Here is a 26933-nt window from a genome sequence, read left to right as displayed (position 1 = left end):
CCACACCCGCCGAAGCCCCCGGCCAGCTCCAGGAGGAGCCCAGAGCGACAGCCCCCGAACCTCGACCCGAGGCACGGACGGCCGAAGCCCCGCATCACACGCACCACCGCAGCGCCCGACTGGTTCCAGATGCAGCCCTGGGCCACGGCCCCCGAGCCTCGACCGGAGGCATGGACGACCAAACCCGGCGCCCCCTGCGGACCAACGAACCCCTCCCTTCCTCGCGATGCGCGCCGAACCGCATCGACGCACAGCGCGCAGGCCCGGCACGGACCACCGAACCCCCACCTCACGCCACACCGAGGTCGGTTTCAGGTGGAGCGCAGGGCGACGGCCGAGCCTCGACCGAACCGTCCCTGCCGAGGTCACAGGGAGCGCGCCCTTGCCGGATGGGCGCCCCCACTTCCCGCCCAGAGCAACACTCTGACCCTGAAGGGTATAATGGTATAACATTAAGCCCTATGAGCGAGAGGACCCCATGTCACGCAGGGACCAGTCGCGTCGCCCATGGCGGACTCCGAGGACTCCGACGGCCGGGCGGCCTCGACTCACGCAGCCGTTCCGGAGCCGCGCCCGGAGACCGGAATGAGTGAGGGAACACTGATCGTCGGCGGCAGCCAGGCCGGCGTGCAGCTGGCCGTGTCGCTACGGCAGCTCGGCGACACCTCACCGATCGTCCTGGTCGGTGAGGAGACACGTCCGCCGTACCAGCGACCGCCCCTTTCCAAGGAGTTCCTCGCCGGCCGGGCGGACCTGGAGTCGCTGGCGTTCCGCGCACCCGGCTTCTACGCCGACTCCGGAATCGACCTGGTGTGCGGTGAACGGGTGACCGGAGTCAGCCTGTCCGCGTCGGGCCCGGCGGGCTCCGGCGTCGCGACGACCGCGAGCGGGCGCGAGCTGCCCTTCGACCGGCTGGCCTTGACCGTGGGAGCGGACGCCCGGCGGCTCCCCGTACCCGGCGCGCACCTGGGCGGGATCTGTTATCTGCGTGACCACGACGACGCCGTGGACCTGCGGGCACGGCTCGCGACCGCCACGAACGTGATCGTCGTCGGTGGCGGATTCATCGGCCTGGAGGTGGCGTCGGCGGCGCGCGCCGCCGGCCCGTCCGTCACGGTGGTCGAGGCCGCGGACCGGTTGATGGCGCGGGCCGTGGGCCCGGTCGTCTCGGAGTTCTACCGCCGCGCGCATCGGCGGCGCGGCATCGACGTCCGGCTGTCCGCCGGCGTGACCGGTTTCGAGGGTGAGCGGGGTCAGGTGACCGCCGTCGAGCTCTCCGACGGAACGCGACTACCCGCCGACCTGGTCCTGGTCGGGATCGGCGTACTGCCGCGCACCGAGCTCGCCGAGCAACTGGGGCTCGCGTGCGACCAGGGCATCGTCGTCGACGCCCACGCCCGCACCAGCGATCCCGCGGTCGTCGCCGCCGGCGACTGCACCGTGCAGCCGCACCCGATGACGGGGCAGGGCCGGGTACGCCTGGAGTCGGTCCAGAACGCCGTGGCCCAGGCCCAGGTCGCGGCCTCGACGCTCGTCGGGCGGCCGAACGGCGCGACGCCGGTGCCGTGGTTCTGGTCCTACCAGGGCGATCTCAGGCTCCAGATCGCCGGCCTGTCGGCGGGCCACGACGACCAGGTCGTACGCGGTGACCCCGACGACGAGAGCTTCTCGGTCCTCTACTACCGGCGGAATCGCCTGCTGGCCATCGACGCCGTCAACCGGCCGGCCGACTACATGGCGGTGCGCAAGGCGCTCGGCCGGGGAGCGACCATCACCCCGGACCGCGCCGGCGATCCCGCGGTCCCGCTGAAGGACCTCATCGGCGACCCGGCCGCCACGGCACAGCAGGCAGAGGCCTAGGCGCGGTGGGCCGCTTGTACCCTCTGACAGCATCTGGTCTAATGGACATACCAAAAGACAGGGCACGGCACACCGGCATGTGCACCCGGCAGACGGAGCAGAACGACCGCGGGAGGACAGGGGCGTTGTGGCCAAAGTGATCTACATCGACAGCGCCGGTCGCGAGTACGCCGTCGACGCGGCGGTCGGTGACACGGTCATGGGGACCGCGGTCAAGAACGGCGTCCCCGGGATCGTCGCCGAGTGCGGCGGCAACTGCTCCTGCGCCACCTGCCACGTATGGGTGGCCGAGGAGTTCGCGCCGGCGGTGGGACCTCCGGGCGACATGGAGGAGGACCTGCTCGACATGGGCGTCTCGGAGCGACGCGACACCAGCCGTCTCTCCTGCCAGATCCGCGTCACGGCGGCCCTCGACGGCCTGACCGTGGAGATCCCGCCGGAGCAGCCGTGACCGGGCGAGGCGAGGGAGGCCCGCCGGATCACTCCGCCGACGCAGGAGGCCACGTGACCGATCGAGGGAGACGCCGGTCGCCCGGTACGACCGGCGACCGCCATCGCGAACCCGTCATTCCAGTGACGCTCCATCACGTGAAGGGAAACGGCCGTGCTTAGGCAGGACATCAACGAGCTCTTGACACAGACCGGCCCCGGGACGCCGATGGGCGACCTGTTCCGGCAGTACTGGATCCCCGCGCTGCTGGCCGAGGAACTGCCGGAGAACGACTCACCGCCGGTACGTGTGAAGCTCCTGTCCGAACGCATGGTCGCCTTCCGCGACAGCGAAGGTCGCTACGGCCTCGTCGACGAGTTCTGCGCCCACCGCGGCGCCTCGCTGTGGTTCGGCCGCAACGAGGGTTCCGGCCTGCGCTGCCCGTACCACGGCTGGAAGTACGACGTCACCGGCCAGTGCGTGGAGGTGCCCTCCGAGGCGGACAACAGCAGCTTCTGCGAGAACGTGAAGCTGACCGCGTACCCGCTGGTCAAGGTCGGCGACGTCCTGTGGACCCACATGGGCGACCCGGCGAACCGGCCGGACCTTCCGGAGTATGAGTTCCTGCACGTCGCCCCGGAACAGACCTACACCTCCAAACGGTGGCAGCAGTGCAACTGGCTGCAGGCGTTCGAGGGCGGCATCGACTCCAGTCACGTGACGTTCCTGCACTCCGGCGGCCTCAAGAGCGATCCGCTGTTCAAGGGCGCCAAGGGCAACGAGTACAACATGAAGGACACCAAGCCGTTCTTCGAGGTCGCCGACAGCGAGGGCGGGCTGTTCGTCGGCGCCCGCCGCAACGCCGAAGAGGGCAGCTACTACTGGCGGATCACGCCGTGGGTGATGCCGGCCTTCACGATGGTGCCGCCGCGCGGCGACCACCCGATTCACGGTCACTTCTGGGTGCCGATCGACGACCACAACTGCTGGACGTACTCCTTCGACTACCACCCGGTCCGTTCTCTGGCCCCCCAGGAGCGCCAGGCCATGATCGACGGCCACGGGGTGCACAGCAAGAACATTCCCGGGACCTACCGGCCCGTGGCCAACATGGACAACGACTACCTGATCGACCGCGAGGCCCAGAAGCGCGGGGATACCTACTCCGGCGTGGCGGGCATCGCCATGCAGGACGCCTCGCTGCAGGAGAGCATGGGGCCGATCGTGGACCGTACGAAGGAGCGGCTGGTCCCGGCCGACAGCGGGATCATCAAGGCCCGCCAGAAGCTGCGCAAGGCCGTGGTCGCGCTGCGGGACGAGGGCGTGACGCCCCCCGGTGTGAACCCCGAGCACCACCGGGTGCGCTCGGCGGCGGTCGTGCTGCCGCAGGCCGAGTCGTTCCTGGACTCCTGCCGCGACGCGGTCAAGGCCACGCCCGGCGTTCCGCAGGCGTCGGTCTGAGATGCCGACGATCTACCCGAGCGAATCCGCCCGTGCGGCGTCCGCGCGTGAGGCCCGTTACCGGATCACCGCGCCGATCAGGCCCGCCAGGAACGCGCGCGTCATCGCCCTGGACCCGAGGGCGGCCACGGTCGCCCGGCGCATCGCGGAGGGACCGTGGGCGGCCGCCGGCTTCTACACGTGCGAGGTCACGTCTGGGACCGGTGAGGACGGCGTCCTGCTGCGCGGGCTCGACGGCACGACGTCGACGACGCTGGCGGACGCCCTGACCGGCACCGACGTGGTGGTCGTCATCGCGACGGATGACTCGGGGCGCGCGCAGGCCGCGGCCATCGGCAAGAGCTGCGGCGCGCGCGCCGTCATGACGGCGGGGCTGGTGCTCGGCGACGGCTTCGAGGCGGAGGACGCGGTCGCCGCCCTCCGGCCGTACGCCCGGGTGCTGCTGCTGTCGGCGGACGAGAGCGATGTCTTCGAACTGCTCACGGCCCTGAGGGTCTAGCGAACGAACGGGGGACGGAGGCAGGGGCGAGCGAACGCCCGGCCCACGACGATGGAGGAGACCGGCAGCGCGATGTCCGAAAAGATCAGCCTGCGTGCCCTGCAGCGGATGAAGGAGGACGGCCGCAAGATCGTCGGCGTGGTGGCGTGGGACTACCAGATCGCCCGCATCGTCGATCGGGCCGGCGTGGACATCGTCTCGGTCGGCGACACGGTGGGCGTGAACCTGTGGGGGCACGCCAACCCGTTCGAGGTCACGATGGAGGAGATGATCCTGGTCACGCGGGCCGTGCGCCGAGGCGTCGGCCGGGCCCTGCTCAGCGCCGACTTCCCCTTCGGCCCGCTCCAGGAGGGCACGGACAGCGCCGTGCGCGCCGCCATCCGGTTCGTCAAGGAGGCCGGCGTCGACATGGTCAAGCTGGACGGGGCCTCGGACTTCCTCGACTCCGTCACGGCGATCACGCGAGCGGGCATCCCGGTGTTCGCGCAGTTCGGGATCACGCCGCAGACCGCGCTGCGGTACGGAGTCGAGTACAACGCGATCCCCTCCAGCGCCGACCAGGTGCCGGTGGAGATGCAGGACGCGCTCGTCGCCGAGGCCAGGAGGCTGGAGGACGCGGGCGCCGTGCTGCTCAACTTCACCAACTCCGGGCCGGTCGTGGGCGCCGCCGTCGCCCGGGCCGTCTCCGTTCCGGTCGTCGGCGGCTTCGGCGGCGGCCCGTGGCTCGACGGCCGGATGCGCATGGCGCACGCCGCCATCGGCTATGCCGCGTCGGCCATCGACGACCCTCCGGACACGTACGCGAACGTCGCGCGGACGACACTCGCCGCGATCACGACCTACGCCGAGGACGTACGCGCCGCACGGCAGGTCGCCGGCGGCATTCCCGTCCCACCCGCACCCTGACCGCCCGCCCACCACCGGCCCGCCCACCACCGGCCCGCCCACGACCAGGCCGCCCACGACCAGGAGCCACGCTCATGCCCACCGCCGTCGTCGACGGAATCGCCACCCGTTATGAGATGGCCGGCTCCGGGCCGCCGCTGCTGATGTTCTCTCCCGGAGGGTTCGACTCGACCCTGGAGGGCTGGCGGACGGTGGGCGTCTACCGGCGCCTGCGCCTGCTCGACCATCTCGGCGAGAAGTACACCTGCGTCACCTTCGACCGGCGGGAGTCGGGCCGGTCCGGTGGCCGGCTGGAACGCGTCTCCTGGGCCGACTACGTCGCGCAGGGCGTGGGGCTGCTCGACCATCTGGGCATCGCACAGGCGCATCTGCTGGGCGGCTGCGTGGGCTGCTCGACCGTCGCGGCCATGGCGGTGGCCCGGCCGGAGCGGGTGCTGAGCATGGTGCTGTACTCCCCCGCGGGCGGGGTGAAGTACCGCATGAAGCAGCATGCCCGGTTCGCCCGCCACCTGGCCTACGCCGACGAGCACGGCCTGGAGCAGGTGGTGGAGCTCGCGAGGAGCACGGACAGAGGTTTCTCCGCGGACCCTCGGGTGGGCCCCTGGGCACCCGTGCTCCGCGGCGATCCGGCGTTCGCCGAGAGGTACGCGCGGACGGACGCGGATCGCTACCGCGTGCTGGTCGGCGGCATGGCGCGGTCGATGTTCGACCGCGACACCGTTCCCGGACCGGAGCCCGAGGACCTGCTGACGCTCGACGTCCCCGCGCTCGTGGTCCCCGGTCAGGACGACTCGCACGCGCCCTCGGCCGCCCGGTACCTCCAGGAGTGCCTCCCCCGCTCGGAGTACTGGGACGTCCCGGTGGCCGAGCAGACCGAGTCCACGGCGCCCGCCCGGGTGCTGCGGTTCCTGAACGACGTCTAGAGACGTCTTGGTCAGTCCATCAGTCCACGGGGTAACGTGCCCCTGACGGGCGCGAAGACAAGGAGAGACGGCATGGCGGAGCAGGTGCTGGCCGCGGTCAGGACCGGTCCGGGCAGGACCGAACTACGCGAGTTTCCGATGCCGGACATCCCCGATGACGGCGCCCTGCTCAAGGTCGAGGTCGCCGGGATCTGCGGCACGGACGTCAAGATGTACGCCAAACCGCCGTTCACCGACCCGGTGATCATGGGCCACGAGAACGTCGGCGTCATCGCGAAGGCGGGGCGGACCTTCGCCGAGCGCAAGGGGCTGGTGGAGGGCGATCGCGTCTTCGTCGAGCACTACGTCGGCTGCTTCCGCTGCGAATGGTGCCACCGGGGCGAGTACCGCCACTGCGAGGCGACCGACTGGCGCACCAACCCCGACGCCCGGCGCTACGGCTACACCTCCGCGGACAACCCCTTCCGCCTCTGGGGCGGCTTCTCCCAGTACCTCTACCTGCCCTGGAACTCGGTGACGCATCGCGTCCCCGACGGTGTCTCGGCCGAGCTCGCGGGCCTGGTGACGCCGCTGTCGAACGGCATCGAGTGGGCCCTGGTCACCGCGGGCGTCGGCTACGCCTCCACGGTCCTCATCCAGGGTCCCGGGCAGCAGGGACTCTCCCAGGTCGTCGCCTGCAAGCAGGCCGGCGCCTCCCTCATCATCGTCACCGGGACGACGCGCGACGCCGCACGGCTCGCCCTCGCCGAGGAGCTCGGCGCCGACCACGTCATCGACGTCGCGCGGGAGGACCCCCTCCAGCGAGTACTGGAGATCACCGCCGGCCGGGGCGTCGACGTCGTGCTGGACTGCACGGCCGGCGCCGGCACCGCCCCGGTCCTGCTCGGCATCGACGCGCTCAAACGCCGCGAGGGCACCATGGTCGTCCAGGGCGAGCTGGCCGCCTTCCCCGACTTCCCCCTCAAGAAGCTCACCGAGAAGTCCATCGCCCTCAAGAGCGCGCGGGGCCATGGCTACCGCGCCTGCGAGCTCGCCCTCGAACAGCTCGCCTCCGGACGGTTCCCGCTGGAGAAGCTGAGCACTCACTCCTTCGGCCTGCAAGACGCCGACCGCGCCATCCGGACCGTCGGCGGTGAGGGCGCCGCGGACGTCATCCACGTCTCCCTGCTGCCCTGGGCGCAGGCATGAGCGTCGTCGTCCGCGACCCGCGGCGCACGGACCGGGCGACGGTCGACGCCCTCGGCCGGTACGGCGTGGCCACCATCCACGAGGCCCAGGGACGGACCGGCCTGCTCGCGCCCGCCCTGCGCCCCATCTACCCCGGCGCGCACATCGCGGGCACCGCGGTGACGGTGAGCGTGCCGCCGGGGGACAACTGGATGATCCACGTCGCGGTGGAACAGTGCCGGGAGGGCGACGTCCTCGTGGTCGCGCCCACGTCCCCCTCCGAGGCCGGTTACTTCGGCGAGCTCCTCGCCACCTCGGTCGCCGCTCGCGGGGTCCGGGGGCTGGTCATCGACGCCGGCTGCCGCGACGTCGCGGAGCTCCACCGCATGAGCTTCCCCGTGTGGGCGCGGCACATCTGCGCGTTCGGGACGGTGAAGGAGACCCTCGGGGACGTCAACGTCGGCCTGGTCTGCGCCGGCCGGTGGGTCGAGCCGGGAGACGTGATCGTCGCGGACGACGACGGGGTCGTGGTCGTCCCCCGCCCCCGCGCCGGCGAGGTGCTCGCGGCGTCGCGGGCCCGGGAGGACAGGGAGGCGGCGCTCCGCGAGCGCTACGCACGCGGTGAGCTCGGCCTCGACGTCAACTCCATGCGCGAACGCCTCGCGAGCAAGGGGCTGACGTACGTCGACCGCGCGTCGGACGAGTGAACCGCCGCCAGGAACGAGGACCACGTTGATCATCGACTGCCACGGGCACTACACCACGACCCCGCCGCGGCAGCAGGCGTTCCGCGACGCACAGCTCGCCCGGATCGCGGACCCCTCTCTGCCCGCGCCGGCGCCACCTGCCATCGGCGACGACGCCATCCGCGAGAGCGTCGAGAACAACCAGCTGAAGGTGCTGCGCGAGCGGGGCGGCGACCTGATGCTCTTCTCCCCGCGGGCCGCCGGGATGGAGCACCACGTGCCCGACCCGGAGACCGCGCGCGTCTGGGCGAGGGTGAGCAACGACCTCGTCCACCGGGTCGTGGGCCTGTTCCCGCGGCACTTCGCCGGCGTCTGTCAGCTCCCGCAGACACCTGGCGGGGCCCTGGAGGACGCGACGGCCGAACTCCGCAGATGCGTGACGGACCTCGGCTTCGTGGGCTGCAACCTCAACCCCGACCCGTCCGGCGGGCACTGGACCTCTCCGCCGCTCACCGACGCGTACTGGTTTCCCCTGTACGAGACGATGGCAGAGCTGGACGTCCCGGCGATGATCCACGTCTCGACGTCCTGCAATCCGGCCTTCCACACCCTCGGCGCGCACTATCTCAACGCCGACACCTCGGTGTTCATGCAGCTCGTCCAGGGGGACCTGTTCGAGCGCTTCCCCACACTGCGGTTCGTCATCCCGCACGGCGGCGGCGCGGTGCCGTACCACTGGGGGCGCTACCGGGGCCTCGCCGTCCGGATGGGGCGACCGGACCCCTCGGACCACGTCATGAAGAACGTCTTCTTCGACACCTGCGTCTACCATCAGCCCGGCATCGACCTGCTGCACCAGGTCATCGGTCCGGACAACGTCCTGTTCGCCTCCGAGATGCTGGGCGCGGTCCGCGGCGTCGATCCCGAGACCGGCATCGCCTGGGACGACACCAGGCGTTACATCGACAACGCCGACCTCACCGACGAGGAACGGCACAAGATCTTCGAGACCAACGCCCGGCGGGTCTACCCCCGTCTGCACGCACGGCTGACCTCGGAAGGCAGGTAGACGATGGCCAGGCTGCACCTCACCTTCGCCTGCGGTGACTACGACCGGACGCGGGCCCTCGCCGAGGAGACGATCCGCCCCGACGGCATCGACCTGACCTATCTGCGGCTGCCCGTCGAGGAGACGTTCTTCCGCATGATGCGGCATCAGGAGTTCGAGGTGGCGGAGATGTCGCTGTCCTCCTATGTCCTCTCGCTGCGTCCCGACGACGCCGGCGCCTCGCCGTTCGTGGCCCTGCCCGTCTTCACCTCCCGCATGTTCCGGCACGGGTCGCTCTACTGCAACGCCGATGCCGGCATCGCGTCGCCGGAGGACCTGCGGGGCAAGGTGGTCGGCACACCGGAATACCAGCTCACCGCCTGCGTGTGGATGCGCGGCATCCTCGGCGACCGGCACGGCGTCCCGTTCGACTCGGTCGGCTACGTCACGGGCGGCCAGGAGACGGCGGGCCGTATCGAGAAGGCGGGCGTCGACCTGCCGGACTCGCTGCGGATCAGCCGTGCCCCCGAGGGCAGGACGCTGTCCGCCATGCTGGCCGCCGGCGAGATCGACGCCCTGTGCACCCCGCGCGTGCCGAGCCCGTTCGTCGCCGGCGACCCGCGCGTACGCCGCGTGTTCCCCGACGTCGTCGCCGAGGAGAAGGAGTACTACGCGGCGACGGGCATCTTCCCGATCATGCACGTGGTGGTGATCCGCCGCGACGTCTACGACCGTCACCGCTGGGTCGCCCAGTCCCTCTACAAGGCCCTGCTGGCGGCGAAGGACGCGGCGTACGCCGACCTCTACGACACCTCGGCGCTGCGGTTCGCGCTCCCCTGGCTGATCCCGCAGCTCGAGGAGGCGCGAGCCCTCATGGGGAAGGACTTCTGGTCCTACGGGCTGGACGGCAATCACGCGACGCTGGCCACCTTCCTGCGCTACCACCACGAGCAGGGTCTGTCCAAGCGGCGGTGGACGCCCGAGGAGCTGTTCGCGCCCGAGTCGACAGAGTCGGCGGTCATCTGACCGTGACGACGCTGCTTCTGCTCCGCCACGGCGAGAGCGAGTGGAACTCCAAGAACCTGTTCACCGGATGGGTCGACGTCGACCTCACGCCCTTCGGTGAGGAGCAGGCACGGCGCGCCGGGCGGATGCTGCGCGAGGCCGGGCTGCCGCCGGCCGTCGTGCACACCTCCCTGCTCACGCGTGCGGCGCGCACCGGAAACATCGTCCTCGACGCGGTCGGCCGGTCCTGGGTCCCCTCCAGACGGCACTGGCGGCTCAACGAACGCCACTACGGCGCGCTGCAGGGCCGGGAGAAGACGACCATCGTCCGGGAGTACGGCGCGGAGCAGTTCCGGCTCTGGCGCCGGTCGTACGACGCGGCGCCACCGCCGATCGGGCCCGACGACGCGTGGCAGGTCACCGGCGACCCGCGATACGCCGGGCTCCCCCGCGGCCTCCTGCCGCGGACCGAGTCCCTCGCCGACGTCATCGCCCGCCTGCTGCCCTACTGGCACGACGTCATCGTGCCCGACCTGCGCGCCGGGCGGACGGTGCTGGTCGTGGCGCACAGCAACTCGCTGCGCGCGCTGGCCGCGCACCTGGACCGCCTGAGCCCGGAGGAGGTCCTGGCGCTGAACATCCCCACCGGCATTCCCCTGCGCTACGACCTCGACGAGGACCTGACGCCGGTCGAGCGCGGCGGGCGCTATCTCGATCCGGAGGCCGCCGCGGTGGCCGCCCAGGCGGTCGCCGACCAGGGCAGAGAGCGGGACGACGGGCGCGCCTAGCAGCCCGGACATATTGACATCCACTCATAATTGGACTTATGGTCCTACCAATTGCTTCACCCGGACCGTGACCTCGCCGGCCGACCCGGCTCGAGACGTCACGTCCGGCCCACGAGGAAGGGCTGATGCATGGCCGGCGACGCACTCGTCAAGGACGATTTCGCGGCGAAGTTCGTGACCGAGAAGGAATCCCCCTACACCCGCTGGGTCGCCGCCGAGGGCCTGGACATCATCGCCGCCCACTACGTCCCGGATCTGCGCACGGTGGAGCTCAAGCCCTGGGCGCGGCGCGGCGGGCGGGGCGTGTTCATCAACCACGAGGCCACCCGTACGTCGAACGACTGCTACGTCTGTGAGATCCCGGCGGGCGGGGAGCTGGCGCCGCAGCGGCAGCTCTTCGAGGAGATGATCCTCGTCCTCGACGGGCAGGGGTCGACGAAGGTGTGGAACGACGCCGGCGCCGAGGTCACGTTCGAGTGGCAGGCCGGTTCGATCTTCGCCATCCCGCTCAACACCCACCACCGGCACTTCAACGGTTCGGGGCGGAAGGCCGCGCGTTTCGTCGCCTCGACCAATCTGCCTCCGGTCCTCAACCTCTACGACGACGCCGACTTCGTCTTCAACACCTCCCGCGACTTCCCGAACCGCTTCGACGGCGAGCCGGACTACTTCTCCCCGAAGGGAGAGCAGAAGGGCCTGCTCCTGGACACGAACTTCGTCGCCGACGCGGTCAACCTGCCGCTGGTCGAGGCGAAGGAGCGCGGCGCGGGCGGCGGTCACATCCGCTTCGCGATGGCCAAGGGGTCGATGAACAGCCACATCTCCCAGTTCCCGATCGCGACGTACAAGAAGGGACACCGCCACGGCCCGGGCGCCCACGTCATCATCCTCACGGGTACGGGCTACAGCCTGATGTGGCCGGAGGGAGAGGAGCCGCGGCGCTACGAGTGGGGTCCCGGCAGCCTGATCGTCCCGCCGAACATGTGGTTCCACCAGCACTTCAACACCGGTCCCGACCCCGCTCGATATCTCGCCTTCAAGCACGAGGTGGTCTCGGTCCGCAACGCGCAGGGCGTGCCGAAGGCATGGATCAGCCAGCGCATCGGCGGCGACCAGATCGACTACGCCGACGAGTCGCCGTACGTGCGCGAGACCTTCCACGAGGCCCTGGCCAAGATCGGCATCGAGCCGAGGATGGAAGAGGCGTACTCGGCCGAACTCGAGACGCTACCGCCCAAGTCGTGAACGACCACGCCCACGGTCGCGAGAACACCACGGTCCACTCCGCGTACGTCCCGGACCACGACCACGCCCACGACGACGAGGCACTGAGCCCGATCGAGGAGAACCCGATCTGGCAGCAGGACAACGTCACGCTGCACAGCGTGGGCATCGACATCGGGTCGTCCGGCACGCAGGTCGTCTTCTCCCGCCTGCACCTGCGGCGGATCGGCGAGAGCCTGACGACCCGCTACATCGTCATCCGCCGGGAGACGACGTACCGCTCGCCGGTCGCGCTCACCCCCTACGCGAGCGCCGAGCACATCGACGCGGAGGCACTCGGGTCGATCATCGACCGCGCGTACGAGGAGGCGGACGTCCGCTCCGCCGACGTCGACACCGGGGTCGTGATCCTCACCGGCGAGGCCCTGCGCCGCCGCAACGCCGAGGCCATCGCGACCGTGCTGGCCGAACGCGGGGGCGAGCTGGTCAACGCGACCGCGGGCCACAACATGGAGGCGATGCTCGCCGCGTACGGCTCGGGCGCGGCGAAGGCCTCGCACGACACCGGCCGGCGCATCCTGAACATCGACATCGGCGGTGGGACGACCAAGCTCGCGGTGCTGGACGACGGCCGGGTCACGGCGACCGCCGCGGTCCACGTCGGCGGCCGGCTCCTGGTCGTCGACGAGGACGACCGCATCGTGCGTCTGGACCCGGCCGGGCGCCGGCACGCCGCACGCGCCGGGTACTCCTGGGAGCCCGGCGACCTCGCCCGGCCGGAGGAGCTGGAGAAGGTGGCGGAGACGATGGCGGACGCGCTCGTCGCCGCGCTCACCGCCGTCCCGCTCCCCCACGACGTCGCACGGCTCTACCTCACCGAGCCGCTCACCGACGCCGCCCCGGTCGACGGGGTGATGTTCTCCGGCGGGGTCGCGGAGTACGTGTACGGGCGGGAGAGCCGGCGGTTCGGCGACCTCGGCCGGTCGCTCGGCCAGGCGTTGCGACGCCGGGTCGACTCCGGGACGCTGCCGTTCCCGCTCCTGCCGCCGGGCGAGTGCATCCGCGCCACCGCGCTGGGCGCGTCGGAGTACAGCGTCCAGCTCAGCGGGAACACCGGCTGCGTCACCGACCCCGACGCGCTGCTCCCCCGCCGCAACGTGCAGGTGGTACGTCCGGACCACGAGCTCGGGGAGACGGTCGACGCGGAGGCGGTCGCGACCGCGATCCGCCGCCACCTCGTCGCCCTCGACGCCGACCGGACCGATGCGGACGTCGCCCTGGCCCTGTCCTGGCGCGGCCTGCCGAGCTACGGGCGGATCCTCGCCTTCGCACGCGGCATCCGGGACGGCCTGGCGGACCGGATCGCGCGGGGCCGGCCGGTCTACGTCATGCTCGACGGAGACGTCGCCATGACGCTCGGCCGGCTGCTGCGCGAGGAACTCGCGGTCACCGGCGAGGTGCTGGTCATCGACGGGATCAGCCTGCGGGACTTCGACTACATCGACATCGGCCGCATCCGGTATCCGTCCAACACCGTGCCGGTCACGATCAAGTCGCTGGTCTTCCACGAGGAGCCGCGGCAGGACCGGCCGACCGGCACGTGACGCGGACGACCGTGGTGGGCGAGGGCGCCCGGCGCTACTGGCCGCCGCCCAGATCCGTCAGGCCCGAGGCGGGGTTCTCCGCCAGGCGGTCGGCGGTGCGTTGCAGGTGGCGCGCCATGATGGCGCGGGCCCGCTCGGCGTCCCGCTGCTCGATCGCCTCGACCAGCTCGAAGTGTTCGTGGGCTCCCCGGGGGCCCATCAGCGGCGCGGCGACCTGCGCCTGCTGGAGGGACATGAGCATCGGGCCGTGGAAGCTCTGCACCAGCATCTCGATCGCCGGGTTGTGGGTGGAGGAGGCCACCCTCACGTGGAACGCCGCCGACATCGCCATGGTGTACGAGCCGGTCTCCAGCGCGCTCAGCCCCTGCTCGACGAGTGCCCGCAGGTCCGCGATGTCCTCATCCGTGGCGCGCTCGACCACCAGCGGCAGGATGCCGAGCTCGAAGGCCATGCGGGCCTCGGTGACGTCGCTGGCGGTCATGGGCGCCAGGGTCATGAGCTCGGCCAGCCCCTCCCCGACACGCTCGCTGGACGGCTTGGTGACGAAGGCGCCTCCCCGCGCCCCGACGCGGATCTCGACCAGCCCGCTGGCCTCGAGCACCCGGAGCGCCTCGCGAACCGTCACCCGGCTGACGCCGAACCGCTCGCACAGGCTCCGCTCGCTGGGGAGCCGGTCGCCGGGGACGAGCTTTCCCTCACGTATCAAGAGCCGCATCTGCTCCACGATGACCTCGGAGATGCGACCGACGCTCACCGGGCTGAACAAGTCCGCCGTGCTCCTGTCGCCCGGCGCTCCACCCGACGCGCTCCCTGGCATACCGGCGTCCTCCCCAATCTCGATCGATCCCCCGCATCTGGATGGTAGCAGGAATGGTCTGACCAATACGTTCCGTACGGCGATACGGCGCCGGACCAGCGGGCCCAAACTCATGGGTTAATGGTCTGATGGTTTGTTATAATATCGTATGTTGAATCCAGCCGCCCGGCCCGGGACCTGTGGACCGATCCGGATGGGCTGCCGTCGGCGAGCAGGAGAGAACATGCCGGACCTACGGCTACGGACGGTGACCCGGACGCAGGGCGACAACCGCGCCCTCAAGGACGGCACGGTCACCCCCAGGGGGTTCGACCTCGCCTTCGAGGAGGTTCCGGTTCTCGTCGACGCGTTCCGCCGGATGGTCCGAGGGCTGGAGTTCGACGTCTGCGAGATGGCGATGACGACCTACCTCTGCGCCAAGGCCCACGGCAAGCCGTTCACGGCACTGCCCATCTTCCTCGTGCGCGGGTTCCACCACGGCGCCATCGTGCACGCGCCGCAGGGCGGCATCCAGAGCCCGAAGGACCTCGAGGGCCGGCGGGTCGGCGTCAACCGCGGCTACACCGTGACGACCGGCGTGTGGGCGCGCGCCGTCCTGCAGGAGGAGTACGGCGTCGACCTGAGCCGGGTGACCTGGGTCCTCTCCGGAGACGAGCACGTCGCCGAGTACCGCCCGCCGGCCAACGTCGTGCCGATGCGACCGGCCGGGCGCCTTTCCGAGCTGGTCGCCGCCGGGGAACTCGCGGCCGCGGTCGGTGTCGGCCCCGGCTCTCCCGGCCTCACGCCCCTGATCCCCGACGCCGCGGAGGCCGGCTTCGCGGCGCTCCGCCGACGCGGCCACTACCCCATCAACCACCTCGTGGTCGTCCGCGACGACCTGCTCTCGGCGCACCCCCGCCTGGCCGCGGACCTGTTCGAGGCCTTCTCCCGCGCCAAGAACCTCTACGTCGACCGGCTGCGCCGTGACGCGATCGAGGAGCCGGCACCGGCGGACGTCATGTACCGGCGCGTCATGGAGATCACCGGCGCGGACCCGCTGCCGTACGGCATAGCGCCGAACCGCGGCGTCATCGAGGAGCTCATCGAGCACGCCGTGAGCCAGCGCATCCTCGACCGGCGGCCGGCCGTGGAGTCGCTGTTCGCCGAGAGCACCGTGGACCTGACCGGCTGAGCGCACGACCACACGAACGGATCCACCAGCCGAGCAGAGAGCGAGGGCCATGGCATGCGCATCGCGATCGTGGCGGATCACAACGGCCTGGCGTTGAAGGCCCGGATGATCGCCCGCCTCACCACGCAGGGTCATGACGTCGACGACCGCGGCGCCCACGACACGGGCGAGGCGATCGTGGACTATCCGCCGCTGTGCGCGGACGCCTGCGGCCGGGTCGTCGACGGGCACGTCGACCGCGCCGTGGTGGTGGGCGGGAGCGGGATGGGCGAGGTGATCGCCTGCAACAAGATCCACGGGATCCGCGCCGGGCTGTGCCACGACCTGTTCACCACGGAGATCTCCCGTGCCAACAACGACGCCAACGTGATCGTGATCGGGGCCAAGGTCCTCAGCCCGGAACAGGCCGACCGGATCGTCGACCTGTGGCTCAGCACCCCGTTCAGGGGCGGCCACCACCGGAGGAGGCTGGACCAGATCGCCGCGCTGGAGCGTGGCGATCCTCTGACCTGACGCGGCGGGCCGGTCCCCCGGCCGATCGCCCACCGACCGTTCCCGGGCTGGAGGATGCACCGCCTGATGAGACCGCCACCGGCCTTGCGCCATCGCGACTTCGATCTCTACTGGTTCGGCGTGGTGTTCTCGCAGATCGGCACGCGAGGGACCGTCGCAGCCAACCTCTACCAGGTCTACGTGCTCAGCGGGTCGACCACGACCACGGGCCTGGTCGGCCTGGCGCAGGCGGTGTCCCTGCTGGTCCTGAGCCCGCTCGGCGGCGCCTACGCCGACCGCCTCGACCGGCGCCGGCTCCTGCAGGCGACCCAGCTGGTCGCCCTGGCCGTCGCCGGGGCGCTGGCGGTGCTGACCGAGACCGGCAAGGCGACGACGCCGGAGGTGCTCGGATGTGTCCTGCTCACCACCGCGGCCGGCACCTTCGACCAGCCGGCCCGGCAGGCGCTGATCCCGGCCATGGTGCCACGCGACGAACTGCCGCAGGCGTTCGCGCTGCTCAATCCGTCCCGCGAGCTCGCCGTGCTGCTCGGCCCGGCCCTGGCCGGACTGCTCATCGCGACGCACGGCCCCGGCCTCATGTACGCCGCCGACGCCGCGACGTACGCGGTGCTCGTCGTCGTGCTCGCGCTCATCCGGGTGCCACGGCTCGTGCCCGAGGCACGACGACGGTCCGTGTGGCGGGACATCGCCCAGGGCGCGGCCTTCGTCAAGGGACGCCCGGTGGTCTGGCTCATGATGAGCCTGGACCTGTCGGCGACGCTCTTCGGCGCGTACCGCGTGGTGCTCCCCGCCCTGACGCTCACGGTGCTGCACGCCGGGCCGCGGGGGTACGGCCTGCTCTCCGCGGCTCCGAGCGCCGGCGCGCTGCTCGCGACCTATCCCGTGTACCGCGTGATGGCGCGTAGCACCGCGCTCGGCAAGGTGGTGCTGGCCGCCTCGGCGGGTTACGGCGTCGCCACCCTGGCGCTGGCCCAGTCACCCTGGCTTCCGCTCGCCCTCGCCGCCGGCCTGCTGATCGGCGTCTTCGACGCGATGGCGACGACGATCCGCCAGGCGGCCGTGCAGCTGGAGACGCCGGACACGATGCGTGGCCGGGTCTCGGCGATCTACCAGATGGCGTCGCGGGGAGGGCCCGCGCTCGGCGACGTCAACATCGGCTGGATCGCCGGCTTCGTCGGCCCGGTCGCCGCGCTTTCGCTGGGCAGCATCGCCCCCATCGTGTACGCGGGCCTGCATTACGTGCGCCGCAGCCGAGTCGAGCGGTACGCGATCGACCGCGAGACGGACGACGCGGAACAGGAGGCGCGGGCGTCGCCTTGACGGTCCCTCGCAGGCTCGTACCCACGGTCGGCCTGAAGCGGCAACTCGATGGGACGAGAACGCACCGGAGGAGCTTTGGCCCTGGTCGGCGACTGGAGAAGACGGACCTTCAGCTCTCTCACGGACCCCAACTATCGCGCCTACTTCCTCGGCAGCGCCGTCTCCGTCAGCGGCACGTGGATGCAGCGTGTCGCCCAGGACTGGCTCGTCCTCCAGCTGACCCACAGCGGAGTCGCCCTCGGGACGGCGAGCGCCCTGCAGTTCGCCCCGGTGCTGTTCCTCGGCGCCTGGGGCGGCGCGGTGATCGACCGGGTCGACCGGCGCCGGCTCCTGCTGCTCACCCAGCTCCTGTCCGCGCTGCTCGCCGCCGTGCTGGGCCTGGTGACCGCCACCGGGCTGGTGACGCTGTGGATGGTGTACGCGCTGACGCTCGGCCTCGGTGTCGTCACGGTGTTCGACAGTCCGGCGCGGCAGACGTTCGTCGCCGAGATGGTCGGGACCGACAAGGTGATCAACGCCCAGTCGCTCTACAGCACCGTGCACAACGGGGGGCGGCTCGTCGGGCCGGCGCTGGCCGGGATCGTCATCGGCTGGCTGGGCGTCGCGGCGGCCTTCGGGATCAACGCGCTGTCGTTCGTCGCGATGATCGTGGCGCTGGCGTCCATGGACGTCGGCGCGCTGCGACGCGTCCCGCCCACGCCACGGGCCCCACGCCAGATCCGCGAGGGCATGGCCTATCTGTGGGGCCAAGCCGAACTGCGGGTGAGCCTGCTCCTCGTCGCCGTGGTCGGCGTCTTCGGGCAGAACTTCCGCGTCGTCCTTCCCCTCCTCGCCCAGGAGACCTACCGGGGCGGGGCGCGGAGTTACGGGTACCTGACCGCCGCGCTCGGCCTGGGCGCGGTGATCGGCGCACTGGGCAGCGCGACGCGGAGCCGATCGTCACTGCGCGGGCTGCTGCTGACCTGCCTGGCCTTCGGCGGCGTGAACCTGCTCGCCGCGGCGACGCCCTCGTTCGCGCTCGCCCTCGCCGCGATCGTCGGCATCGGGGTGACCAACATCGTCTTCAACACCGTCGCCCGGACGCTCATGGTCATCGCGAGCGACCCGCCGATGCGGGGCCGCGTGATGGCGCTGTACAACATCGTCTTTCTCGGCAGCACGCCGATCGGCGGGCCGCTCGTGGGCTGGGCCTGCCAGGAGTGGGGCGCGCGCAGCGGCTTCGTCATCGCCGGCCTGACGGCGGCGGTCGCCGCGGCCGCCATGGCGGGCACGGTGCGCGGCGAGCGTTTTCCCGCGAATCCATAATCGGCTATTTATCCGCCCTGATATCAACATTCCACAGGGACCTTTCCGACCTTTCGGGAAGCCATTAGAGAAGCATTTACTTACCTTTAGACTTCATCGTGGAGCCCCGGAGATGTGTGTGTCTTCCGGGGGAATCCTCCGAAAAAGGGTGGCCTCCTGTTCGTGGCAGGAGACCACCAGACCGCGACCGCGCGGATCCCAACTGCGAGGGGCGTCTTGTCCCCCGAGGCCGTGGCGCCCCTCGCAGCCGCCGCGACCGTGATCCTGCGGGTTCAGGTCGTTACCGGCCGGGACCTGATCGGCTCGTAGTCCAGCCAGGCGTCCTGAAGGAACTCGTTCCGGTGGGACGCGTGATCGATGTTGCTGAGCCGGAAGTACAGCGCGCGCCGCGTCCGCTCGGACTCGTCGTTGCCGCCGATGTTGTGGCCGAGAAGGTAATGGGCGAGCAGCAGGTCGCCGACGCGTCCGGTGATCTGCTCGGGCTCGGGCAGGTCGATCGGCGGGTAGGAGCAGAACATCCGCGGGCCGTGCTCGCGAAAGTATTCGGCGTGGGTCAGGTGCGTGCCCGGCCAGACCCACAGGTTGCCGGAGTTCTCCGTGAGCTGGTCCGTCATCAGGATTCCGGCCAGCATGGTGAACGTGCCGCGGACCGGGCCCTCGATCGGCGCGGCGTTCGCGGCGTCGATGTGGGGTCCGCCGGGCCGGTGCGAGTACGGCGGGATGTTCAGCGCGATCTGGACCTGCCAGGGCACCTCCAGCGTGCCACGCCCGGCCAGGTCCTCGGCGAGGCCGAAGGCCGGGCCGCCGGTCAACGGCGCGATCAGGGCCGGCTCGTCCCTGGTCTGGAGAAAGTAGAAATGGGATCCGCGCCTGTCTCCGGCGGGCGGGTCGGCCGCGACGACCTCGTCGATCCGCTGGGCCGCCTGGTCCAGGACGTCGCCCGGCACCACCTGCGGGACCACGACGTAGCCGCGCTCGGCGAACTCCTCGACCCGCGCGTCGCTCAACATCCGGCCAACCCTAGAGATCCCACCCGTACGGCGGCGAACGAATTTCACGCGTGCGCCCTCCCGGGCCCGTCTCGAGGTTTCGCCGTCCTGCTGCGGAGGGGGGCCTCCTAGATCGTTGATGGGATATTGCTGAACCGGCCGCGGGGCATGAGGAAGGGCGCCCAAGATCAGTGCGTGAAGACAGACCTAGACGCCCTTCTGATCGCACTCTATGTCCATCTCGATGACTATGTCCCGCCAACGCGGCGGCGGGGACCGGGCCGGCCTCGGCTACTGACCGACACCGAGCTGATCTGTATCGCGATCGCGCAGGTGCTGCTGCGCTGTGATGACGAACGCCGCTGGCTGCGTGTGGCGCCGGCCCGGATCGGTCACCTGTTCCCGCGCCTGCCATCTCAGTCCGGATACAACCGGCACCTGCGCGCCCTGGGCCCGCTCATGTCCCAGGCCGCACCCGGCCTGGCCCGCCAGATCCCGACCTGGCACGACAGATTGCGGCTGATGGACGGCACCCCCATCCGCTGTGGCGCCTCCCGCGTCACCGTCGACCGCTCGCTGCTGGGCGAGATCGCCGCCTACGGCCGCGACATCTGCCACCACGCCTTCTACCGGGGCGCCAAACTCATGCTCACCACCACCGAAGGCACCGTGACAGCCTTCAGCCTGGCCAACCCCAAAGAACCCGGGCGAACGCAAACAAGCCTTCCACCTGCTGCATGTGCACCCCATCGCCGCAGGCCCCGCCCGATGGTGTGCGACAAGGGCTTCGCTGGAGCCGGAATCGAAAAGGCAGCCGCCGACCTGGGACACCTGCTGATCCGCCCACAACGCGAGGACGAACCCACCCCAGCCGTGAAGGTGTTCCCCTCCCGGCTACACCAGCGGATCGAGGCGATCATCTGGACGCTGAAGAACCAACTGGGCCTGGAACGCCACAACGCCCGTACCACCGACAGCCTGTGGGCCCGCATCAGCCAGCGCATCCTCGCCCTCAACACCGCCATCTAGCACAACTGGCTGATCCACGCACCCGTCAAACACTCCCTGACCGCCTACGACCACTGACCAGCACACACATATCCCATCAACGATCTAGACGGGGTTCTCGGCGAACAGCTCCAGGTGGCGGCACTGCGGGCAGCGGTACACGTCGATCTCCCACTGCGGGCGGCCCATCACCTTCGCGCCGCCGAAGACGCCCCGTCGCAGCGCTCCCTCGACCCACCGCGCGAAGCCCTGGGAGCCCTCTCCGGCGTCACGGACGAAGCCCGGCTCCAGGCCGGTCGCGCCGCAGTACGTGCATTTCCTGTCGCTCATGGCCGGAGCCTAATCTCACGCGCTCTTCCGATACGAGCGAAACGTCACCATCGGCCCCGGCCCGTACGGCCCCGGCCGGGGCCGTACGGGCGGCCGGTCAGCGGGCCGCGGTGGCGGTGTGGCGGGCGCCGGTGCTGGCGCCGCTGAGACGCAGAGCGAGCGCCGGACACATCTCGACCGCCTGGCGCGTGTCGGCCAACAACCGCTGAGGCACGGTCGCGCCCTCGATGACCGGGAAGCCGTGCTCGTCCAGGCGGACCAGCTCCGGCAGCAGGTGCCCGCACAGGCCGTGGGCCGCGCAGCGTGTCCAGTCGACGGTGAGCCGCAGGCCGGTCTCCTCGGCGGGCGCGACCACCGGCTCCGCCTGGATCGGCAGCAGCCCGCGTGCGGGACGGCCGCAGGTGCCGTCCGCCAGGTGCTTCTTGACGTCGGCGGCGAACGCAGTCAGCGCCGACGTGACGAACCGGGCGGAACCGTCCGGGTGGTGGCAGGCTCCCCGGCCCTTCACGGTCTGCGTCCCCTGCCGTACGGCCGACAGCGCCTCGCCGCCACGGCCGGACGCCAGGGCGTTCAGCGACCGGGCGATGGCCGGCACCCCCAGCCGGCAGGGCCCGCACTGGCGCGCCGACTCCTCCCCGAGGTAGGCCGCGACGCGGGCGACCTCGCCGAGCGGGCAGACACCCTTGGGAAGCGGCAGGATGATGCCGGCCCCGAGCGCGCCGCCCGCCTTCTCGATGCCCGCGCGCGACACGAGCGCACGGTTCGCGGCGGACGGGGTGATCCAGGTGCCGTGATACCCGCCGATCAGGATCGCCTGGCCGGCCTTCGCGCCGCCCAGGTCGAGTATCTGCGCGAGCAGCACGCCGGCCGGCGCCTCGATGACGCGCGGCCGCCCGTCGGCGCCCCAGACCGTCAGCAGCACGGTGCCCGGCTCCGCGGCCGTGCCGACGGCGGAGTACAGGTCCGCGCCGAGTTGCGAGAGCAACGCCAGCTGGGCGAAGGTCTCGGCGTTGGACAGCAGGGTCGGCAGCCCGTCCACGCCGGAGTCGGCGGCCCGCACCTTGCGGCCGGGCGGCACGGCGGGATTGCCGTTGACCCCGTTGACGAGCGCTCCGCCCTCGCCGGTGACGAACCGTTCGGGCAGGCGGACCATGCGCGCGAAGCCGCCGAGGCCGCTCTCGGTGATCGCGGTGCGCATCGACCGTGCGGGCCGGCCCTCGTCGGTGACCGCGACGATGACCTCGCGGGCGCCGAGCGCCTGGGCGGCCAGGACCGCGCCGTCCAGGATCAGGTGCGGTGTGCGGTCGAGCAGGAATTTGTCCTTGTGGCTGGCGGGCTCGCCCTCGGTGGCGTTGACCAGGACGACGGGCCGGCAGTCCCGGCTGCGCGCCGACGAGGCGACGGCGTTCACCTTACGGGCGAACGGGAAGGCCGCCCCGCCCCGTCCCCGAAGGTCGACCCGCTTGGCCAGGTCGACCAGGTCGCGCAGGCGACGGCGGCGGAAGGCGCCGTGGACGGCCCGATGCGTGGTCTGGTCGACGCGCTGGAGACGGTCGAGCCCGGCGCCGAGCCGTACGGGGCTGAGGTGACGGAACTCGGTCATCGCCGATCACCGGACCAGCCGCCCTTGTCCGCCCGCAGCGACGCCCAGAACTGTTCGTCGGGCACATCCGCCTCCGATCGCGCACGGGACGGTGCCGCCTGGGTCCGCGCGTGCGCTCGCGCGCCCAGCATGCGCCGGTCGCGTGCCATGCGCGGCAGCCGGCTCGCCGCCGCGACCATCACGACCGCGAAGCAGATGACGTAGCTCCACGTCACCCAGGACTTGGGCGCACGGCCGGCCGACAGCCCGTGGATCATCGCCAGCGGCCACATGACGTACGCGGTGGCGTGCACCGCCCGCCACAGCCAGGGCCGGGAGCGGGCCACGAAACGGCCGCGGAGCACGCCGGTCACCAGCGCCAGGATCAGCAGGTCGCCGGCGATGGTGCCCAGTCCGACGTAGAGGCGGCCCGTTCCGCCGGCGAACGGGATCACGGCCTCCAGGACGCCGGCGTGCGCCTCCATGATCTTCAACAGGATGTGCGTCACGAGGAATCCGACGGCCAGCACCGCCATGGCGCGGTGCGCGGCCTGGAAGAGGATCCGGAACCGGATCGGCACGGCGCGCTGCGTCGCGCCCACACCGGCGGTGACCGCCGCCGTCAGCGCGACCAGCGCGAAGACGCCGGAGAAGAACTCCAGGAAGCCCTGGGCCCACAGGACCGCCGAGGCGCCGGGGCGCGTACGCGCCCCGGCGAGGACGACGATGAGGAGCAGCAGAGTCGCGACCGCGGGCCAGGCGCGCCGGCGTTCGGCGGCGAGCGCGGCGTCAGGTCTGGGCATCGACACCCCTCGGCGCGGTGTGGGGGTCCGGGGCCGGGGACGTCTTGGACCTGGACGGGCTGGGACTGGGACTGGACGAGACGTCGATGCCGAAGTTGAGCAGCGGGTTGCCCGCCTGGACGCGAACGCCGTCGCGTTCGGCGAATGCCTCACCGGGTGCGTCGTGAACCGTCCATCCTCCGATCCGTCTTCCGTCCAGCGAGACCGGGCCGTCCGCGCCCCGCAGCCCGAAACGGACGAGCGGGCGGGACGCCGCGCCGCCGCCGCAGGGCTGGTCGGTGCCGGTGTGCCCGAGGTAGTCGCCCTGCCGCACCCGCTCACCGTCGGGTACCTCGGTGAGCCGGTCCAGCTGGTAGTACTCGGTGGCGGTGCCGTCGTCACCGATCACCAGCACCAGGCCGCGGTCCGGGGAGGAGGAGCACAGCCGGTAGACCCGTCCCGCCGAGGCGGCGAGGACACGGCCGTCCCCGCCGTCGAAGGACAGGCCGCGGTCCGTGGGCACCAGCGTCCACGACTGGCCGATGGTCCAGGGCAGCATCAGCGGCGTTCCCCCGGCTTTCTCGCTCGGAGCGCTCCGGGCCGTGTCGAACTTGCGCAGGGCGGCGCGTTCGCCGTCGGACAGGACCGAGGCCGGGGCCTCAGTCACCATGGCGGCGAAGTCCGGCGAACCGGCCAGGGCCGCCTTCCACGTCGTGCCGGTGGCGTGGGCCAGGAAGAGCGACGCCTCGGGCATCGCGGTGCTGTCGTCCGGCGGCGGTATCGCCTCCGTGCCCAGCACCCACCCGCGTTTCTTGTCGGACCGGCTCTGCCGTACGACGGGCGAGGCGACCGTTTGCACGCCGTACTCACTGCGCGCGGCGGCACCGCGCCGGCTCAGCGCCAGCTTCTGGACCTGGCGGTCGAGCAGGACCGCCGGGCTGACCGGCTTGTGACGCTCCGTGGAACGCGACGTCGGTGTATGCCGCGCGCCACCGCGCGCGGGGCCGGGAGCGGCGACCGGACGGTGGCGGGGGCCGACCGGAAGCACCTTCTCCTCGACGATGGCGGCCAGCACCACGCCGACGGCGATGACCACCGCCGTGCTGACCGCGCCGGCCCGGCTGACCAACGAGAGCAGTAAACGACCGCTACGCGGCGAACCAGGCGACGCCACTCTTCGGTGACGGCTGGGCATCGAACCACCTCCTGAGGGACCTGAAGTGATCCAAAACCGATGCGAGGAGTGTAAGAGTTCCCCCCAGCCAACGCAGTCATCTCGGGAGAAAAGCCGAAAATCGGCACAATCGGGCAGGTGAGAGCCCTCCCGGCGCCGCCGGGCGCGTCGGCTGAGCCCGTCGCGCTCAGGTGAGGATCGAGTGACCGCCGAAACGAGGGCGCAACTGATCCTGGATCTTCGTGGCGCTGCCGTGCACGAGCCGTACGGTCTCGGCGAGCACGGCCGCGTTCACCGTCTCACCGAACAGCGAGTAGTCGAACTCCAGGGTGGCCGTGTCGACGTCGCCCTCGGCGTAGAAGCTGAGGGCGCCGAAGAGGAAGTTGCCGCCGTTGACCGCGACGTGCCGGGTGACCTCGGGGGTGAGCCCGAGGTCCACGAGAACGGGCGCCCGGACGTTCACCCGCCCCCCGCCGGTGAACACGTCGGTCACCTCGATGAAGACCACGGTCTTCTCGAACGGCACGATGATGGCGCCGTGCCGGTTGACATAGACGCCGTCGAACCGGTTCCGCATCCATTCGAGGCATCGCGTACGCAGTGTTTCGGTGAGCTCAGACATGACCACGTCCCTGGTGTCCTTCGCCTGGTGTTCGCCGTCCTGCCGTCGATTTTTCGGTTGTTAGACCATTATTGTCACCCCGCAATTGCCACGCGTCATCCTGTATTGGACGTAGCACATATACGCAGCATCACTGCACACATTTTCCCTCTTTATGGCTTTTGTCGGTAATTGTTCGTGAGGGGCTACGGGACCGGCCCCCTGCCGTCGCCCGGCTCGGATCGGCGGCAGGATGATCGCGGCGATTCCGGCACCGGGCAGTACGACGCCAGGCCGTGCCGGGCTACACCTCCAGGGTCGTCGCCTCGTGCAGCTCACGAGGCCACCGGCCTGCGCGGGGGTGTTCAGCACCCCGGGCGGCCGAGCGCGATGGCGCCGCCGTTCGGGGACCGGGAGAAGCTCGAGACTGCCGTGGTGGGCCGGTGGTTCCCGCGGTCGTACGGAAGCCGCCGGAACCGAGCGTCACCGCGCTCGGCACGTTCACGAAGAAGAGGAGGATCCCGAGACCTTCGGCCTCACCACGAAGGTCTGCCCGGCGGCCGGGTCCACGCCCCGGCCCCACCCTGGCTCACTCCCAGGACGTCCTCGCCGGGTCCGTCGCGGCCGGACACTGCCGGGTCCTGCTCCCCTCCAGCGCGGGCGGGCTCGGCGGCGATCTCCTTCCTCGAATCCTCGAACCGGCCCCGCCGATCCTCGCTCGCCGTGCCCCCACCCGGCGTGTGCCGGTGACCGGGCCGCTCGCCGCCGCGGTCAGCGTGAGGTGAGCGCGTCGAGGGCGGCGTCGACGTCCGCCTCGGTGGTGTAGAGGTGGAAGGACAGGCGTGGGCGGCCGTCTCTCACCGCCGCGCGGATGCCCGCCGTCTCCAGGCGCTCCTCCGCTCCGGGGGCGTCCACGCTCACGATCGCGCTGTCCGACGGGGGCAGGCCGAGCCCCGCCAGGAAACGGTTCGCGAGCGCCACGTTGTGCGCCCTGATCGGCTCGACGCCGATGTCGTTCAGCAGGTCCAGCGACGGCGCGGCACCGACGTAGGAGAACCACGCGGGCGAGATGTCGAAGCGCCGGGCCGAGGCGGCCAGGCGCAGCGGCGGGCCGTAGTAGGCGTGCTCCTCCCCCGCGTACCAGCCGGCGGCGAGCGGGCGGATCCGGTCGCGCACCGCCTCGCCGACGTAGCCGAACGCGGCGCCGCGCGGGGCCATCAGCCACTTGTACGCCGCGCAGACGAGCACGTCGTAACGCGTCGCGTCCACCGGCAGCCAGCCGACCGCCTGCGTGGCGTCCGCGACGACCAGCGCGCCCGCGGAGCGGGCGGCGGCCAGGACGTCCTCCACCGGGGCGAGCTCACCCGTCGCCGACTGCACGACGCTGAAGGCCACCGCCGCCGTACGCCGGTCGATCGCGTCGGCCAGCCGGCCCGGCGGCACCGTCCGCACGTTCAGGTCCTGGACCAGCCAGGGGAAGAGGTTGGAGGTGAACTCGATGTCGGGCACGACCACGTCCGCGCCGGGCGGCAGGGACCCGGCGACCGGCGCCAGCAGCTGCGAGACCGTGGCCCCGACCGCGACGTCGTCGGCGGAGGCTCCGACCAGCCGCGCGAACGCCGCACGCGCACGCCCCGTCGAGACGTCCCACGCGGCCCACGGCCGGACGCCCCGCTGCCACTCCTCCAGCGCCCGCCGTACCGCCTCGACCGTCGGTCTCGGTGGCAGGCCGTAGCTCGC

The 26933-nt window shown here is 71.2% G+C and carries 26 protein-coding genes; 18 read left to right on the top strand and 8 right to left on the bottom strand.

What is annotated here, in order from left to right; translation table 11 throughout:
• Window positions 1–585 precede the first annotated feature (585 nt).
• From ACFFNX_RS04280 to ACFFNX_RS04220, 13 genes are all read left to right on the top strand, one after another.
• Window positions 586–1860 carry an NAD(P)/FAD-dependent oxidoreductase gene (locus tag ACFFNX_RS04280; RefSeq protein ID WP_378195414.1) on the top strand — a complete coding sequence of 425 codons (1275 nt, stop codon included), beginning with the start codon at window positions 586–588 and terminating at the stop codon, window positions 1858–1860.
• A 127-nt stretch (window positions 1861–1987) separates the two neighbouring features.
• Complete coding sequence (locus ACFFNX_RS04275) at window positions 1988–2311, top strand: 2Fe-2S iron-sulfur cluster-binding protein (RefSeq protein WP_378195411.1); 324 nt, start codon at window positions 1988–1990, stop codon at window positions 2309–2311.
• A 153-nt stretch (window positions 2312–2464) separates the two neighbouring features.
• Window positions 2465–3751 (top strand): aromatic ring-hydroxylating dioxygenase subunit alpha, encoded by a 1287-nt coding sequence (locus ACFFNX_RS04270; RefSeq protein ID WP_378195408.1) that lies wholly within the window; start codon window positions 2465–2467, stop codon window positions 3749–3751.
• 1 nt (window position 3752) lies between these two features.
• Window positions 3753–4250: a hypothetical protein gene (locus ACFFNX_RS04265; RefSeq protein WP_378195405.1), complete on the top strand. Its 498-nt coding sequence runs from the start codon at window positions 3753–3755 to the stop codon at window positions 4248–4250.
• A gap of 72 nt (window positions 4251–4322) precedes the next feature.
• Window positions 4323–5156 (top strand): 3-methyl-2-oxobutanoate hydroxymethyltransferase, encoded by an 834-nt coding sequence (locus tag ACFFNX_RS04260; protein ID WP_378195403.1) that lies wholly within the window; start codon window positions 4323–4325, stop codon window positions 5154–5156.
• 74 nt (window positions 5157–5230) lie between these two features.
• Window positions 5231–6079 carry an alpha/beta fold hydrolase gene (locus ACFFNX_RS04255; protein WP_378195400.1) on the top strand — a complete coding sequence of 283 codons (849 nt, stop codon included), beginning with the start codon at window positions 5231–5233 and terminating at the stop codon, window positions 6077–6079.
• Between the two features lie 72 nt (window positions 6080–6151).
• The gene (locus tag ACFFNX_RS04250) at window positions 6152–7267 is read left to right on the top strand and encodes a zinc-dependent alcohol dehydrogenase (RefSeq protein ID WP_378195397.1); all 1116 of its coding nucleotides are present in this window, start codon (window positions 6152–6154) and stop codon (window positions 7265–7267) included.
• Complete coding sequence (locus ACFFNX_RS04245) at window positions 7264–7953, top strand: 4-carboxy-4-hydroxy-2-oxoadipate aldolase/oxaloacetate decarboxylase (RefSeq protein WP_378195395.1); 690 nt, start codon at window positions 7264–7266, stop codon at window positions 7951–7953. Before ACFFNX_RS04250 ends, ACFFNX_RS04245 begins: the two co-directional genes overlap by 4 nt.
• A gap of 25 nt (window positions 7954–7978) precedes the next feature.
• Window positions 7979–9001, top strand: coding sequence for an amidohydrolase family protein (locus tag ACFFNX_RS04240; protein ID WP_378195392.1), 1023 nt, complete (start codon window positions 7979–7981; stop codon window positions 8999–9001).
• Between the two features lie 3 nt (window positions 9002–9004).
• Window positions 9005–10006 (top strand): ABC transporter substrate-binding protein, encoded by a 1002-nt coding sequence (locus tag ACFFNX_RS04235; protein WP_378195389.1) that lies wholly within the window; start codon window positions 9005–9007, stop codon window positions 10004–10006.
• A gap of 2 nt (window positions 10007–10008) precedes the next feature.
• A complete protein-coding gene (locus ACFFNX_RS04230) occupies window positions 10009–10773 on the top strand; it encodes a phosphoglyceromutase (RefSeq protein WP_378195386.1) in 765 nt (254 codons plus the stop codon).
• A 129-nt stretch (window positions 10774–10902) separates the two neighbouring features.
• The gene (locus ACFFNX_RS04225; protein ID WP_378195383.1) at window positions 10903–12018 is read left to right on the top strand and encodes a cupin domain-containing protein; all 1116 of its coding nucleotides are present in this window, start codon (window positions 10903–10905) and stop codon (window positions 12016–12018) included.
• Entirely contained in the window at window positions 12015–13601 is a 1587-nt protein-coding gene (locus ACFFNX_RS04220; RefSeq protein ID WP_378195380.1) for an ethanolamine ammonia-lyase reactivating factor EutA, read from the top strand. Before ACFFNX_RS04225 ends, ACFFNX_RS04220 begins: the two co-directional genes overlap by 4 nt.
• Before the next feature lie 34 nt (window positions 13602–13635).
• Here ACFFNX_RS04220 and ACFFNX_RS04215 read toward each other — a convergent pair whose 3' ends face one another.
• On the bottom strand, window positions 13636–14355 hold the full coding sequence (locus ACFFNX_RS04215) for a FadR/GntR family transcriptional regulator (RefSeq protein WP_378195376.1): 720 nt from the start codon (window positions 14353–14355) through the stop codon (window positions 13636–13638).
• 286 nt (window positions 14356–14641) lie between these two features.
• Between ACFFNX_RS04215 and ACFFNX_RS04210 the strand changes: the two genes are divergently transcribed.
• The 4 genes from ACFFNX_RS04210 to ACFFNX_RS04195 all read left to right on the top strand — a co-directional run bounded on the left by ACFFNX_RS04210 (window position 14642) and on the right by ACFFNX_RS04195 (window position 18727).
• Window positions 14642–15589, top strand: coding sequence for an ABC transporter substrate-binding protein (locus ACFFNX_RS04210; RefSeq protein WP_378195373.1), 948 nt, complete (start codon window positions 14642–14644; stop codon window positions 15587–15589).
• A 54-nt stretch (window positions 15590–15643) separates the two neighbouring features.
• Window positions 15644–16102 (top strand): RpiB/LacA/LacB family sugar-phosphate isomerase, encoded by a 459-nt coding sequence (locus ACFFNX_RS04205; protein WP_378195370.1) that lies wholly within the window; start codon window positions 15644–15646, stop codon window positions 16100–16102.
• Window positions 16103–16168: 66 nt separating this feature from the next.
• A complete protein-coding gene (locus ACFFNX_RS04200; protein WP_378195367.1) occupies window positions 16169–17422 on the top strand; it encodes an MFS transporter in 1254 nt (417 codons plus the stop codon).
• Between the two features lie 48 nt (window positions 17423–17470).
• A complete protein-coding gene (locus tag ACFFNX_RS04195; RefSeq protein ID WP_378195364.1) occupies window positions 17471–18727 on the top strand; it encodes an MFS transporter in 1257 nt (418 codons plus the stop codon).
• A 272-nt stretch (window positions 18728–18999) separates the two neighbouring features.
• Here the strand turns inward: ACFFNX_RS04195 and ACFFNX_RS04190 are convergent, their stop codons facing one another.
• Window positions 19000–19737, bottom strand: a complete 738-nt coding sequence (locus ACFFNX_RS04190) for a phytanoyl-CoA dioxygenase family protein (RefSeq protein ID WP_378195361.1) — start codon at window positions 19735–19737, stop codon at window positions 19000–19002.
• 174 nt (window positions 19738–19911) lie between these two features.
• Here ACFFNX_RS04190 and ACFFNX_RS04185 point away from each other — a divergent pair, with 174 nt between their 5' ends.
• Window positions 19912–20745, top strand: coding sequence for a transposase (locus tag ACFFNX_RS04185; RefSeq protein WP_378195358.1), 834 nt, complete (start codon window positions 19912–19914; stop codon window positions 20743–20745).
• A gap of 84 nt (window positions 20746–20829) precedes the next feature.
• Here ACFFNX_RS04185 and ACFFNX_RS04180 read toward each other — a convergent pair whose 3' ends face one another.
• From ACFFNX_RS04180 to ACFFNX_RS04155, 6 genes are all read right to left on the bottom strand, one after another.
• Complete coding sequence (locus ACFFNX_RS04180; protein WP_378195355.1) at window positions 20830–21054, bottom strand: hypothetical protein; 225 nt, start codon at window positions 21052–21054, stop codon at window positions 20830–20832.
• A 97-nt stretch (window positions 21055–21151) separates the two neighbouring features.
• Window positions 21152–22657 carry an NADH-ubiquinone oxidoreductase-F iron-sulfur binding region domain-containing protein gene (locus tag ACFFNX_RS04175; protein WP_378195352.1) on the bottom strand — a complete coding sequence of 502 codons (1506 nt, stop codon included), beginning with the start codon at window positions 22655–22657 and terminating at the stop codon, window positions 21152–21154.
• The gene (locus tag ACFFNX_RS04170; protein WP_378195349.1) at window positions 22654–23439 is read right to left on the bottom strand and encodes a hypothetical protein; all 786 of its coding nucleotides are present in this window, start codon (window positions 23437–23439) and stop codon (window positions 22654–22656) included. Before ACFFNX_RS04170 ends, ACFFNX_RS04175 begins: the two co-directional genes overlap by 4 nt.
• Window positions 23426–24547, bottom strand: a complete 1122-nt coding sequence (locus ACFFNX_RS04165) for a M23 family metallopeptidase (protein WP_378195347.1) — start codon at window positions 24545–24547, stop codon at window positions 23426–23428. Before ACFFNX_RS04165 ends, ACFFNX_RS04170 begins: the two co-directional genes overlap by 14 nt.
• A 232-nt stretch (window positions 24548–24779) precedes the next feature.
• On the bottom strand, window positions 24780–25214 hold the full coding sequence (locus tag ACFFNX_RS04160; RefSeq protein ID WP_378195344.1) for a T3SS (YopN, CesT) and YbjN peptide-binding chaperone 1: 435 nt from the start codon (window positions 25212–25214) through the stop codon (window positions 24780–24782).
• Window positions 25215–25964: 750 nt separating this feature from the next.
• Window positions 25965–26933, bottom strand: a 969-nt coding sequence (locus tag ACFFNX_RS04155; protein WP_378195341.1) for an aminotransferase class V-fold PLP-dependent enzyme, incomplete at its 5' end; no start/stop codon positions are given.

It is taken from the genome of Actinoallomurus acaciae, from assembly GCF_042429965.1.
GTDB classification, from domain to species: domain Bacteria; phylum Actinomycetota; class Actinomycetes; order Streptosporangiales; family Streptosporangiaceae; genus Actinoallomurus; species Actinoallomurus acaciae.
Note: the sequence above shows the minus strand (reverse complement) of the source record. Positions and strands in the feature narration are given on the sequence as shown.